Source organism: Flavobacterium oreochromis (assembly GCF_019565455.1).
GTDB classification, from domain to species: domain Bacteria; phylum Bacteroidota; class Bacteroidia; order Flavobacteriales; family Flavobacteriaceae; genus Flavobacterium; species Flavobacterium oreochromis.
Map to the genome: position 1 here is coordinate 2,187,086 of NZ_CP067377.1, position 14,079 is coordinate 2,201,164.

At 32.1% G+C, this 14,079-nt stretch carries 10 protein-coding genes and 4 pseudogenes; 3 read left to right on the forward strand and 11 right to left on the reverse strand.

Features of this window, described 5'->3' with window-relative positions:
• Positions 1-476: 476 nt before the first annotated feature.
• The 10 genes and pseudogenes from JJC03_RS10505 to JJC03_RS10540 all read right to left on the reverse strand — a co-directional run bounded on the left by JJC03_RS10505 (position 477) and on the right by JJC03_RS10540 (position 10,905).
• A complete protein-coding gene (locus JJC03_RS10505; RefSeq protein ID WP_088398044.1) occupies positions 477-869 on the reverse strand; it encodes a hypothetical protein in 393 nt (130 codons plus the stop codon).
• A 78-nt stretch (positions 870-947) separates the two neighbouring features.
• Positions 948-1,208 (reverse strand): methyltransferase domain-containing protein, encoded by a 261-nt coding sequence (locus JJC03_RS17855; RefSeq protein ID WP_309597799.1) that lies wholly within the window; start codon positions 1,206-1,208, stop codon positions 948-950.
• A complete protein-coding gene (locus JJC03_RS17860; protein ID WP_258932651.1) occupies positions 1,190-1,462 on the reverse strand; it encodes a hypothetical protein in 273 nt (90 codons plus the stop codon). The genes JJC03_RS17855 and JJC03_RS17860 overlap by 19 nt, the downstream gene beginning before the upstream one ends.
• Positions 1,463-1,510: 48 nt before the next feature.
• Positions 1,511-1,579 (reverse strand): annotated as a pseudogene (locus JJC03_RS17865) (class I SAM-dependent methyltransferase); the annotation flags it as partial.
• A 116-nt stretch (positions 1,580-1,695) separates the two neighbouring features.
• Positions 1,696-5,058, reverse strand: a complete 3,363-nt coding sequence (gene secA / locus JJC03_RS10515) for a preprotein translocase subunit SecA (RefSeq protein ID WP_235873295.1) — start codon at positions 5,056-5,058, stop codon at positions 1,696-1,698.
• A gap of 74 nt (positions 5,059-5,132) precedes the next feature.
• Positions 5,133-5,354 carry a DUF2795 domain-containing protein gene (locus JJC03_RS10520; protein WP_014166495.1) on the reverse strand — a complete coding sequence of 74 codons (222 nt, stop codon included), beginning with the start codon at positions 5,352-5,354 and terminating at the stop codon, positions 5,133-5,135.
• Between the two features lie 175 nt (positions 5,355-5,529).
• On the reverse strand, positions 5,530-6,099 hold the full coding sequence (locus JJC03_RS10525; protein ID WP_088444563.1) for a cob(I)yrinic acid a,c-diamide adenosyltransferase: 570 nt from the start codon (positions 6,097-6,099) through the stop codon (positions 5,530-5,532).
• Between the two features lie 195 nt (positions 6,100-6,294).
• Positions 6,295-9,220 (reverse strand): annotated as a pseudogene (locus tag JJC03_RS10530) (M16 family metallopeptidase).
• 65 nt (positions 9,221-9,285) lie between these two features.
• The gene (locus JJC03_RS10535; RefSeq protein ID WP_088398052.1) at positions 9,286-9,978 is read right to left on the reverse strand and encodes an ABC transporter ATP-binding protein; all 693 of its coding nucleotides are present in this window, start codon (positions 9,976-9,978) and stop codon (positions 9,286-9,288) included.
• A gap of 111 nt (positions 9,979-10,089) precedes the next feature.
• Positions 10,090-10,905 carry an Omp28-related outer membrane protein gene (locus JJC03_RS10540; protein ID WP_088398053.1) on the reverse strand — a complete coding sequence of 272 codons (816 nt, stop codon included), beginning with the start codon at positions 10,903-10,905 and terminating at the stop codon, positions 10,090-10,092.
• A 79-nt stretch (positions 10,906-10,984) separates the two neighbouring features.
• On the opposite strand from JJC03_RS10540, the gene JJC03_RS17870 reads away from it, so the two are divergent.
• The 3 genes and pseudogenes from JJC03_RS17870 to JJC03_RS10550 form a co-directional block, all read left to right on the forward strand.
• Positions 10,985-11,221 (forward strand): hypothetical protein, encoded by a 237-nt coding sequence (locus JJC03_RS17870; RefSeq protein WP_258932652.1) that lies wholly within the window; start codon positions 10,985-10,987, stop codon positions 11,219-11,221.
• Positions 11,125-11,466: a TlpA family protein disulfide reductase gene (locus tag JJC03_RS10545; RefSeq protein WP_258931559.1), complete on the forward strand. Its 342-nt coding sequence runs from the start codon at positions 11,125-11,127 to the stop codon at positions 11,464-11,466. Before JJC03_RS17870 ends, JJC03_RS10545 begins: the two co-directional genes overlap by 97 nt.
• A gap of 157 nt (positions 11,467-11,623) precedes the next feature.
• Positions 11,624-13,189 (forward strand): annotated as a pseudogene (locus JJC03_RS10550) (DUF6029 family protein); the annotation flags it as partial.
• 35 nt (positions 13,190-13,224) lie between these two features.
• Here JJC03_RS10550 and JJC03_RS10555 read toward each other — a convergent pair.
• A pseudogene (locus JJC03_RS10555) lies at positions 13,225-14,030 on the reverse strand (O-methyltransferase).
• Positions 14,031-14,079 lie beyond the last annotated feature (49 nt).

A 14,079-nucleotide genomic window follows, 5' to 3' on the forward strand; every position in this document is an offset into this window, starting at 1 on the left:
TGATTGCAAAGTGAAGGAAACTTTATTGGCTTCGCCTTTGAAATTTAGTGTTTCAGGTGTCATGTTTTCTAAAAGGTTATTGTCGCATTTCGAACACTTAGATATTCATTTTGTAAATGAATTAATTTATAACTTATTCGTTTAGACTATTTGATATATTCGTTTTCGTTAAAACCAGCCAACTCAGTAGTATCAAAAAGATAAAAGAGTAATGCTCCGTAGGTATATATTCTTTAGAAAACGATTATATGATGTATAACTCCCTTTACAGTTCATTTATTTGGTTCCTATACAAAATTTTCTTTTTTAGGTGTTAGGATGTTTAATGATTTGGTTGTTAAGGTTTTATTTTTTTTTAAATTCTTCAGTAAGGTTATTCATTTTGATTAGGTTAAATAATACATGACAGAGACTAGAAATGCTGTTATAAATAAGAAGATTGTTTATTATAAAATGTTGTTTTAATTAACTATAATTTACAGATTTAGAAAAACAGAATCCGCATTTTTAAAAGTTGGAGGTTGTTCAATGATAGATGCCGTTCTCTTTTTATTAATTTTCATTGTTATATCAGCCTCAGTAGTAAATAATAAGGCAGACATAAATGGATGCTGGATGTAAGGAATGGTTTCGTTTTCTAACTCCTTTAATTTGACTATTTTTTCAATTTCTTGAAGGCCTTCTTTGTAAATTTTGTGAGTAACTATTAGTTTTAGTTCTCCGTCTATTTGTGTTAATTTGATATATATATTTTGTAATTCAGGTTTACCAATTGTTTTTGCAAGGGTTAATTTAGCAAAAGTTTTGTTAGAAATACTTTCGTGTACTAAATTCAAAAAATGTGTATAGGTTTCGTTGTTAGATGTCATTTCTATGGATATCAGAGGTTATAAGATGAATTGTAGGTTACTGCTTAGTAGCTTTGAATCTTTTTTAATAAATGAAAATTACTTAGTAAAGATAATTAATCGGTTTTTAATTGTAAAATCAGAAAACATAAGCATTTTTGCGATCCATTCAATAGTTTCTTTTTGATATATGAAAACATGTGTTGTATCATTTTTGTAATACCATTTTTCAAAATGAATAGAAGAATCATATAAATGAGTCATGCAATACAATTTTCCTTTAGGCACAAGTAATTCTTTGAGTAATTGAAATTCTTTTTTTGGGTGATGAAAATGTTCAATTACTTCACAAGAAGCGATGTAATGGTATTTTTTTCTAAAATCTGAGGGGAAGGATGAAAATAAGGGTCATATTGTAGTATTTGATACTGGTTATCTTTTAAAACTTTGGATACGGCAGAGTTGGTCCCTGCTCCAAAATCTAGTCCTAATTCTTCTTTTGAAAAATCGTTTAAAATAGAAGATGTAATAGGTGATACAAAATTAAGGTATCCAGGATCTTCTACATCATTATTATGAAATTGATAGTGTTTTTCTTCATTTTCATAACTCATGTATTGACTTGGGTCTAGAAAAATTCCTTTACAATGGCTACATTGGTAGTAAAGCCTTGATTTATAGTTGGTAAATAGAGGGCTAGAGTGGTTGCAAAGAGGGCAATTCAGAGACATTATTTGTGTAAAAGGTTTATAGTAATAAATAAGGATAGGTATAAAAAATCCCTAATTACAAAAGTAATTAGGGAAGTTTATAGAAATGTTTGTTCTGATAAAACAAAGGATAATATCTATTTTTGAACTAATACCCATTCACCTGAAGCTAGTAATACTTCTGCTTTTTTAAACTTCATGGTTTCCGTTTGACCAGATAAAATATTTTTAATAGTTACTTCATCGTTGCGATTAATTTTGGGTTGATCGCGTACAATAGTTTCAGTAATCGTATTTTGTTGAGGAGTAGTTGTATTTTGCATTGCTTCACGATGACGCTCTACTTGCTCTTCCATATTTAATACTTCCTCTTTGCTTTCGATATAGTGATCATGGTGTGCTTCTTCTATTGCTTCGTGGATTTGTGTGTTTTGTTGTGGTAAATCCGCTTTAAATAAGAATGAAATAACCTCTTTATTGATTCCTTCTAACATTGTTTTAAATAAGTTGAAAGATTCAAATTTGTAAATCAGTAAAGGATCTTTTTGCTCGTGAACAGCTAATTGTACAGACTGTTTTAGTTCATCCATTTTGCGTAAATGCTTCTTCCAAGCTTCATCCACGATGGCTAATGTGATACTTTTTTCAAAATCAGCAATTAATTGTTTTCCTTGTGTTTCGTATGCTTTTGTTAAATCCGTTACTACATTCATCCCTTTAATTCCATCAGTAAAAGGAACTACTATGCGTTCAAAATGATTATCTGGATTTTCAAATACATTTCGGATAATAGGAAATGCTTCGTTTGCATCACGGTTATTTTTTTCTTGGTAATATTCAGTAGCAGCTTTGTAAACACTTGCTGTAATTTTATCTTCACTTAATTTATCAAAATCATTTTGAGAAATAGGAGAGGTGATAGATAAGTAACGAACTAGTTCGAATTCAAAGTTTTTAAAATCTTTTGTTAATTTATTTTTCTCTACTATATTGTCACAAACATCATAGATCATGTTTGCTATATCTAGTTTTAAACGTTCTCCGTGTAAAGCATGGCGGCGACGTTTGTATACTACTTCGCGTTGAGCATTCATAACATCATCATATTCTAACAAACGTTTACGAACCCCAAAGTTGTTTTCTTCAACTTTTTTCTGAGCTCTTTCTATTGATTTAGTCATCATAGAATGTTGAATAACTTCCCCTTCTTTTAAGCCCATTCTGTCCATAATCTTAGCTACACGGTCAGAACCGAATAAGCGCATTAGGTTGTCTTCTAATGATACATAAAACTGCGAGCTACCCACATCTCCTTGACGTCCTGCACGACCACGTAACTGACGATCTACACGACGTGAGTCATGACGTTCTGTACCAATAATTGCTAAACCACCAGCGGCTTTTACTTCGTCGCTTAATTTAATATCAGTACCACGACCTGCCATGTTTGTGGCAATGGTTACTACGCCTGGTTTTCCTGCTTCGGCTACAATTTGTGCCTCTTGTTTGTGCATTTTAGCATTCAATACATTATGTTGGATTCCTTTCATTTTAAGCATACGGCTTAATAATTCTGAAATTTCAACCGAAGTAGTACCGATTAACACAGGACGCCCTTGTACAACTAATTCTTGTACGTCATTAGCAACTGCATTGAATTTTTCACGTACAGAGCGGTAAATTAAATCTTCTCTATCAATACGTGCAATACCTTTGTTTGTTGGTATTTCAACTACATCTAGTTTATAGATTTCCCAAAACTCACCAGCCTCTGTTACGGCAGTACCTGTCATACCTCCTAACTTGTTATACATACGGAAGTAATTTTGTAAAGTAATAGTAGCGTAAGTTTGTGTAGCTTCTTTAATACGAACATTTTCCTTTGCCTCGATAGCTTGGTGTAAACCATCAGAATAACGACGACCATCCATGATACGACCTGTTTGTTCGTCTACAATTAAAATTTCGCCATCCATGATTACATACTCTGTATCTTTTTCAAATAAGGTATAGGCTTTTAGTAATTGTGTTAATGTATGGATACGTTCGCTTTTTACTGAGAAGTCAGCAAATAAGGCTTCTTTTCTTTTTGTTTCTTCTTCTTTAGAAAGATTAGCTTTTTCAATTACAGCGATTTCTGTTCCGATGTCAGGTAATACAAAGAATTTATCATCAGTATTTTTAGATAATTCTTTTATACCTCCTTCTGTTAATTCAACTTGATTGTTTTTTTCTTCAATAACAAAATATAAAGCTTCGTCTACTTGAGGCATTTTACGGTTGTTATCTGCCATGTATTCGTTTTCTGTCTTTTGAAGTAATTGTTTGGTTCCTTCTTCGGATAAGAATTTAATTAATGCTTTATTTTTTGGTAGAGCACGATGTGCTCTTAATAGATTAAATCCAGCTTCTTTAGTATTTCCTTCTTTAAATAATCGTTTTGCTTCTGCTAAGAATCCATTAGCTAATTGACGTTGGATTGCTACTAGGTTATCAATGAAAGGTTTTAATTCATTAAATTCATGACGATCGCCATCTACTACTTGTCCAGAAATAATTAAAGGAGTACGTGCATCATCAATTAAGACAGAGTCAACCTCGTCTACAATTGCAAAATTGTGTTTACGTTGTACTAAATCATCTGGTGTGTGTGCCATATTATCACGTAGGTAGTCAAAACCAAATTCGTTATTAGTACCATAGGTAATATCTGCTTCATAAGCTTTACGGCGTGCTTCTGTATTAGGTTGGTGATTGTCAATACAATCTACTGTTAATCCGTGGAATTCAAATAAAGGTGCTTTCCAAGTGCTATCGCGTTTTGCTAAATAATCGTTAACAGTTACTAAATGAACACCATTTCCTGTTAACGCATTTAGATATAAAGGTAGTGTAGCAACTAATGTTTTACCTTCACCTGTTTGCATTTCTGCAATTTTACCTTGATGTAAAACGACACCGCCTATCATTTGAACATCATAGTGAATCATGTCCCAAGTAACGGTTTTACCAGCAGCTTCCCAAGTATTAGACCAAAGAGCATCGTCTCCCTCAATACTAATATAGGGTTTAGAAGCGGAGAATTCACGATCTGTTGGAGTAGCTTTTACGCGTACTTGTGTGTTTTCTTTAAAACGACGAGCAGTTTCTCTAACAACGGCAAAAGCTTCTGCTAAGATTTCATTTAGTACTTTTTCAGAAATTTCATAAGCTTCTTTTTCTAATTTGTCAATTTCTGTATAAACATCTTCTCTAGCATCTATATCTTCAATGTTTTCTACTTCGGATTTTAATTGAGCAATTTTAGTATCTTTTTCAGCACGAGCTTGTTTGATTTTTTCTTTAAACTCGAAAGTTTTAGCACGTAATTCATCATTAGTTAATGAACTAAGCGGACCTTCAAAAGATCTAATTTTATTAATTATGGGCTGAATGGCTTTGATGTCTTTCTGTGACTTATCGCCTACAAAAACTTTTAATATGCTGTTAATGAAACTCATACGTTTTGTTTTAAAATGTGTGTAAAAATACCAAAAAAAAAGCCTCTTAAGAGACTTTTTTAGTAGGTTTATGCTTAATACTCATCCTCGTTCCAAAGATAATCTTCGTCTGATGGATAATCAGGCCAAATTTCTTCCATAGATTCATAAATCTCGCCCTCGTCCTCTATTGATTGTAGGTTTTCTACCACTTCTAATGGAGCACCAGTTCTAATAGCGTAGTCGATTAATTCGTCTTTAGTAGCAGGCCATGGAGCATCGCTTAAATATGATGCTAATTCTAATGTCCAATACATCTTTGTTGAAATTTTAATTTTTGCAAATATAATTTTTCTACTCAAAAATCAAGTTTTTTTTGATTTATTTTCGGTTAAATTTAAGAACATATTGATTGATGATTTTTAATTAACGATTTGAGATTTTTTTGAAGGTTATTTCTTCAATCTAAATTCAAAAATAAGCAATCTGAAATCACTTTCTTGGTATCCAAGGCACCTCGTTAGCGTTCAAATCATGTGACAACTTTCGTGCCAGTACAAAAAGGTAGTCAGAAAGTCGGTTCAGATATTTTAAAACAAGGTCATCAGTAGGTTCTTCTTCATGCAAATGGGTAGCTAAACGCTCGGCACGACGGCATACACAGCGTGCAATATGACAATGTGACACAGTAGTGTGGCCACCTGGCAATACAAAATGTGTCATTGGTGGTAAATCAGTCTCCATTTTATCGATTTCGTTTTCTAAATATTCGATATCAGTCTCTGTTAAACCCAGATTTTGTAATCGTTTTCGACCGTTCTTTAAAACTTCTTTTTCGGGTGGTGTAGCAAGAATGGCACCAAGTGTAAATAAGCGATCTTGAACTTCTATCAGTACGGCTTTATATAGGGGATTCATTTCTTGATCACGAATTAACCCAATGTAAGAGTTTAATTCGTCAACCGTGCCGTAACTTTCTATTCTTATATGATGTTTAGGAACGCGTGTGCCACCAAATAGGGCTGTGGTTCCTTTGTCACCTGTTTTTGTGTATACTTTCATGTTGAAATTTTTTGTTTCACAGAGTATCACAAAGTTTAACACAGAGTATCACAAAGTAGATTTTTGTGTTCTTCGCGTAATTCTTTGCGAACTTAGCGGTTAAGTTTTTTCGAATCCAAAATTATAAAATAGAATTTGATTAAAACTAAAAAGACCACTCTTTCGAATGGTCTTTTGTAGTATTATTTGAAAGTATTAGTACCCGAATAATTCTTCTAAAGAGATTTTTTTAACCTCGCCTAATTTTTTCATATCGTCTAAAGAAACTTTTTTCTCAGAAGCTACAATAGCATAGGTATACGGTTTTCCTGCTAAGTAATTGCTGTGGAAATTTTTAACATCTTGCATAGTGATGGCATCCACTGCGGTGTAAATTTTCTTTCTAGAATCGGTAGTTTCGCCTAATTGCTTGTTCGCTAAATAGGTAAAAATGATGTTGTCTTGCGTGATACGCTCGGTTTGAATGTCTTTTTAACACCTGTTTTAGCTAAATCTAAATTAACGGGTAATTCAGGCATTTTAGTCAATAATTCATTCATTGCTGTAGTCGCCTCTTTAAATTTATCAGCTTGGCTACCCACGTAACTCATCATATAATATTGCTGATCTTTCTTTTGTGGAGCTACATAAAAACCGTAAGTACTATAAGCTAAAGCTTTACTCTCGCGGATGGTTTGGAAAACTAAAGAGCCCATGCCTCCTCCAAAATAATTATTGAAAACATTAACCATAGGGGTTTTACTAGAATCATAGCTGTCAGTGTTTCTTATCCAACGTGTTTCTGCCTGTACCATATCGTAATCTGTAAATAAAACTTGGTTAGCAGTTTGTACTACTTGCTTGAATTCTTTTGTAGCAGGCGCTATTGCGAAAGTAGCAGGTACTGAGTGTATCGTTTTTAATTTACCAACTATTACTGGTAAAGGTTGTGGTCCGTAGTAAATTACGGTTTGCTCGTAATTGTTTAAATTTTTGATGCGATCAACTAATTCTTGTGCTGTCATTGCTTCTAAAGCAGCGTCTGAAAGTGTATTGTTGAATTTGTTTTTAGCACCAAATTGTGCATAGCTAGTCAATCCTTGTAAGATAGCTCCTTTGTTAGCTTTAGCGTCTTTACGAGATTTTGCTAAACGAGATTTTAATGCTTTTAATGCTTCTTCGTTAGCTTTTAAATTATTGATGATGTCTTCGTATAATTTTACTGCTTTTTCAAAGTTTTCTTGTAAACCTTCAATTGTCACAGTTGTATATTCTTCTCCAGTACTTACATTAAAGCTACAAGCAATTTTATAGAATTCTTTTGAAATTTGTTCAGCTGTCATTTTATCAGTTCCTAAGAATTGAATGTATTGTGACGCAATTGACTGTTTTAAATCGTTTAATGAACCAATTTTGTAACGGTATTTTAAGCGGAAAATATCATTGTCCGTATTGGCAACATATAAAACCTCAGCTTTACCAATTTTAGATTTTTGAATGTCTTTGTTGAAATCTAAGAAAACAGGTTGTGCGGCAACACTTGGCATATCGTTTACCATTTTTACAAAAGCCGATTGTTTGTCAGCATTTGTTTCTACTGGAGTGATGCTAGGCTTTTCAATTTTGTTAGAAGCTGGTGCTTCACCTTTACGTTTTAAGATAGCAACATAGTTATTGCCTAAATATTTATTTGCAAAAGCAACGATATCTTCTTTTTTGATTTTTGATAAATCGTTTACATATGCCACTTGGTCTCTCCAATCTAATTCAGCTGTAAACGCATCCATTAAAGAACTTGCTCTGTCACCGTATTTTTCAGTTTCGTAAATCTTCGATTTTTTAATATTATTGATAATTGATGGAATCAAGTTGTCATCAAAATTTCCTTTTTAAGGTTTTCGATTTCAGCTAAAACCAACGTTTTTACTTCTTCTAATGATTGTCCGTTTGTAGGTGAAGCTGAAAAATACAATACTCCGTAATCAATTAATGAGTAAGTGAAAGCGCTTGCTCTTAGTAATTTTTGTTTTTTAACTAAGTTTAAGTCTAATAAACCAGCTTTTCCATTGGTTAAAATTTGTCCCACTAAATCTGCTAATAAGGCATCTTTATCTTTATTACTAGGTAAACGGAATCCTATAGTTAAGCTTTCAGCATCAGGACCAACTATTTCTTTTACAATAGGAGCAGAAATTGGCGCTTCTGGTTGAAACGTATATTTTTCAACTGGTTTAGCTTGCATATAACCAAAAGCTTGATCTATTTTTTTAATCATTTCATCAGAATTGAAATCTCCTGATAAAATGATTGCCATATTGTTAGGAACATAGTATTTGTTGAAATACTTACGAATTTCTACTAATGAAGGATTTTTTAAGTGCTCCACTGTTCCGATAGTTGTTTGTAAACCGTAATTGTGTTTTTGGAATAGGTTAGCAAATAACGTTTCGAAAATTTTACGTCCGTCATTGTCTAATGTACGGTTTTTTTCTTCATACACTGCTTCTAATTCGGTATGGAAGATACGTAAAATAGGGTTGCGGAAACGTTCTGCTTGTACCGCTAAATATTTATCAATAGAGCTACTTGGGACATCATCAGTATATACGGTTTGTTCAAATGAGGTGAAGGCATTCGTTCCTTGTGCCCCCATAGCACTCATCATCTTGTCATATTCATTAGCGATAGCAAATTTGCTTGCTACACCAGAAATAGAGTCGATTTTTTTGTAGATAGCTTTACGTTGTGCTTCATCTGTATTCTTGTTGTACTGCTCGTATAAGGCATCAATTTTACTTAATTCTACTTGTTCTTTTGCCCAATCTAAAGAACCATATTTGTCGGTTCCTTTAAAAAGCATATGCTCTAAATAGTGTGCCAGCCCTGTGTTAGTAGAAGGATCGGTTTTACTTCCTGCTTTTACCGCAACGTATGCTTGAATGCGAGGGTCTTTGTTTGTTGGACTTAAAATGACAGTTAAGCCGTTTTTTAGTGTATAAAAACGCGCTTTAGTAGGGTCGTTCGTTACATACTTATAGGTGTAACTATTACTGGTGGCTTCTTTCCACTGGTGTTGGCTTTGGGCCAGAGCAACTGTTGAAAAAGCAGCAGCTGTTAAAACAAACTTAAATTTACTTAGCATTGTTAGTTAAATTAATTTAAAGATCAAAAATAATTGTTATGATTTTAAAAAGTGATAATGAAATGTTAATGGTTATTTAGATTATCACTTTCAATAAGTCCATCTTTTAAGCGAATAATACGATGTGCATGTTGTGCTATATCTTCTTCGTGTGTTACTAAAATTACAGTATTTCCATTAGCATGAATTTCATTAAAGAGTTTCATGATTTCTATTGAAGTCTTACTATCTAAATTTCCTGTGGGCTCATCGGCAAGAATAATCGAAGGTTTGTTTACTAAAGCTCTTGCCACCGCTACACGTTGTCGTTGACCTCCTGAAAGTTGGTTAGGTTGATGATCCATACGATCACTTAATCCAACTTGATTGAGTACCTCTTTAGCACGTTCTGTTCTGTCAGCTTTTGAGTATCCTGCATAAATCATAGGTAATGCTACATTGTCTAAAGCGGTTGTTCTTGGTAAGAGGTTGAATGTTTGGAATACGAAACCAATTTCCTTATTTCTAATTTCAGCTAATTCATCATCAATCATTTTTGAAACATCTTTTCCGTTCAGAATATATTGACCTGATGTAGGGGTGTCAAGGCAACCTAATAAATTCATGAGGGTAGATTTTCCAGAACCAGAAGGTCCCATTAAAGCAACGTATTCGCCTTTTTTGATTTGTAAATCGATACCTTTTAAAACATGGATCGTTTCACTGCCTAATTGAAAATCGCGTTTTATATTTGTTATCTTGATGAGTGCGTTGTCCATTTGGTGACTATTATTGTTATTTGTGTCAAAATCTTAAAAAATGTTACACTTAATGACAAAAAAAAGCTTAAGTGTTTAAACTTAAGCTTTTTTTTTGAATTTATGATTCTACTATGGATTAACTTGGAAAGATTGGTTTTCGTTTGGATTTGATTTTCTTACATTTAATGCGTTACCAGTTTGATCTACAACAAAAGCAACAAATTTCATTTTTGTAGGATCTGAAATATTACTAGGTACAGCAATGTTGAAGTTTTTAGTTACAGTTGCATTAGTAGTAGTGCCTGTTAAAACATCACCTAATATGCTTGTTGTTAAACATTTTCTAAGGACATCATCATGAACAAAATTAACTAAAGTTGATGCACCTCCAAAGAATGATGTATAATTACTTTGATTGTAAACTAATCCATCTTCTACCACATAAACAACTAATTTTAAATTAGTATAATCTTTAAGGAATTTAACTTTTACATCAAGGTTTATATTTCCTGAAGCTACAGTAGATGTCATAGCTAATCCTAGGTCGGTATTATTACTTGTTAAAGCAATAGGTTGTAAAATGTTTGAGTTTTCAGGGTAAGTCCAATCTGTTAGTCTGTTTAATTTACCAGTAGGATATCCTGAAATATTTATAGGTAATGTTCCTGAATAAATATAAGGGTCAGAACCACGGCTTCCTCCGTGAATAGCAACAGAAACAGCTTTTGTTGTGTTTTCTTTTACTTTTATTATACTGTATGCTATTCTTGGGCAAAAACCACACCATGTACCAGTATAATCTTCAATAAGTACATTTTTTGTAAATTTCTTTGTATACTCAGGAGTTTCTGCAACAGGAAGAGGAGTTTGATCATTGTTGTTGTCTTTACTACAAGATAATAAAAAAACTACAGCTAGAACTGATAAGGCTTTTGAAAAATTCATAATGTTATTTTAGGTTAGTTTAGATAAAAGCTTGCAAAGATCGCAAAAACAAAATACTTTAGCAAAAAAAACTAATATTATGTTAAAAACTATTAAAAGTCTGTTTTTTTTTCTTACTGTTAGCGCTGCTGTTGCTCAACAAAAAATGCCAGACCTTATCTTGAAAGACTTAGAAAACAAGGATGTTTCAATTAAAAAGATTTTGTTGAAAAAGACAAGTTGTACATTTTTTCCTTTTGGGCAACTTGGTGTGGACCTTGTATTAAAGAACTTGAAGAAATGGCTGAAATCCAAGATGAATGGAAACAAAATTTAAATCTTGAAATTGTAGCTGTTTCTATTGATGATTCAAGAACTCAAAAAAGAGTTAAACCTTTAGTTAAAGGTAAAGATTGGAATTATAAAGTTTTATTGGACACCAATCAAGATTTTAAAAGAGCCATGGGTGTAGTTAATCCTCCTTTCACTATGATTATTAAAAATGGAAAAATTGTTTACACACAAAACGGTTATACACCAGGAAGTGAACAAGAATTGTATAACAAATTAAAGACTCTTTAGCCCCATGTTAAAAAAAAATAATTTCGTTTTTTTGTTTATTTGCATCTACTATATTCTTCGCCCAAGAAAATCAAACTGAAGAAACACCTAAAAAGATTATGGGAAAGTATTTGGTTTTTTTGAATCAAATTCGCAATGGTATGTTAATGATAATGGATTAAAAGTTATACAACCAGAATATCCAATAAGATCTAATAATTATTTAGGAGTTAATTACAATTATAAACGTTTTACAGCAGGGATTCAAGGTGAATCTTATGTTGATCAAGCCTTGTTAAATTACAATCCAGAGTATAAAAAAACTAATGTTGGTACTTGGTATTTAAACTATAAATCGAATAAACTTGATATAACGGTTGGGTATTTATATCAACAGTTTGGGAGTGGATTAATTCTTCGTACTTGGGAAGATAGAGCATTAGGGATAAATAATGCTTTGAGAGGAGGAAGAATCATTTATAAACCTTTTGAATTTATTTCAATGACTGGATTAGTAGGGAGACAACGTTCTGGTTTTGATGTTGTTAATTCTTCTGATATTTACGGGCTTAATGCTGATATTGACATTGCTAATCTCTTTAAAAAAGATTCATTTGGACTTGAAATAGGCTTTAGTTATGTAGGTAGAAATGAGTTAACGGATGTTTATAAACCAAATTTTCTTAGTTTGACAAATGCTTATTCTAGTCGATTAAACTTTACTAAAGGTACTTTTTATTTTTCAACAGAATATGATTACAAAACTCTTGATGCTATAGTTGAAGTAAGACAAATCAACAATAATTTTATAAAAGATGGTAATGCTTTTTTAGTAAATACTGGATTTTCTAAAAAAGGATTTGGTATTGATGCAACTTTTAGAAGAATGGAAAATATGAGTTTCTTTTCTGAAAGAAGAGCAAAAGGAAATATATACAACGATAAGATAATGAATTTTATCCCAAGTCTTACTAAGCAACATCATTATAGTTTAGCAAATATTTATGTATATCAAGCGCAGCCAAACGTATCTATGCCAGATGAAACCATAATAAAAGCAGGCGAAATAGGAGGGCAGCTAGATATATTTTACAATTTTAAAAAAGGTACTGCATTAGGTGGTAAGTATGGTACCAAAATTGGATTAAATGCTTCAACTTGGTATGGATTATCTGGTAGATATTCATTCGGAGGAAGTGCAGATTTAAACACAGCAGCTGTACCAAGAGGTTATCAAACTGACTTTTTCGGTTTTGGACAAAAGTATTTTTCAGATTATAATCTAGAAATTGATAAGAAGTTCAATGATAATTTATCTATGAATTTTGTTTATATCAATCAATATTATAACAAAAAAATGATTGAAGAAACTTATGGACTAGTTAAAACGAATGTTGTAGGGCTTGAGACAAGTTATAAATTTAAAAACACAAATCGCTCGTTTAGAATTTTAGGAGAACATCTTTGGGCAGATTATGATAAGAAAAATTGGGCAGGAGGTACTTTAGAATTTAATTTTAATCAAAAATTCTCACTTTACGCAATGGATCTTTATAATTATGGAAATGAGGATGATGAAAAACGTCATCATTATTATAATTTTGGTGGGGTTTTTAGAAGAAAATCAACTCGTATCCAGTTAGTTTATGGAAGACAAAGAGGAGGTTTAGTTTGTGTAGGTGGTGTTTGTAGAATGGTTCCTGAAAGTAGTGGACTGTCTTTAAATTTAAATACTTCTTTTTAACAATTTTCAAAAGTAAATTTTTAAAGAGCATTTTCTCATATTCGTATGGTAAAATGCTCTTTTTCTTGTTCTTTTCTAAAGAAAACCAATCCCCACTGAAAAGTATCAATGGTGACTTTAACTTTAGAATGATTTTTTATGATTTCCCACGCTTCTTCCATTTCTTTAGACCAATGAATGTCGTCAAATATCCAAACAGAATCGTTAGTTATAGAGGGAAGTAATAATTCAAAATATTCGAGAGTAGCTTTTTTGGAATGATTGCCATCAAAGTAGATGAGTTGGAAGTTGGAAGTTGGAAGTTGGAAGTTTTTAAGATATTTTGAAAATTCAGTGTTAACGCATTCTACGTTATTGAAATTGAATTTTTGAAATTGAATTTTTGAAATTGAATTTGTATTTTGACAGCCTTCTAATGTGGTGATGTTACTCTTTAAATTACCCAATGACAATGCTGAAGTTGCCAAACCTAATGAAGTACCAATTTCTAAAATAGTTTGCTTCGCCTGTTCGTTATAGATCGAGTCAGGTTGAAAATAACGAACAATTCTAAATAGTAATTGTGCTCTTTTTTAGAAACTCCAGCGTTTTTAGCAATTGCCGAAATTTGCCTTTTGTTTGATTTAAAAACTCTTGAACCTGCACCAAAATCGGTTACCTCAATGTATTCTTTGTTTTGAAGTAAGCTCTTTCTATATTCTTTTAAAAGTTTGTATTCAGGATAATTAGTTTTGTCATAAAAACATTTAGTTACTAAACTAAAAACAAAAGGAGAGTGAACTCCGTGTTGATTGGTGGAGTTTTTTAGGAATTTTAGGTATGATTTTACTAGTTGTATCATTTAGAGTTATAAGTAAAGAGTGATTAACTATTTACTTTCTATTTTTTAC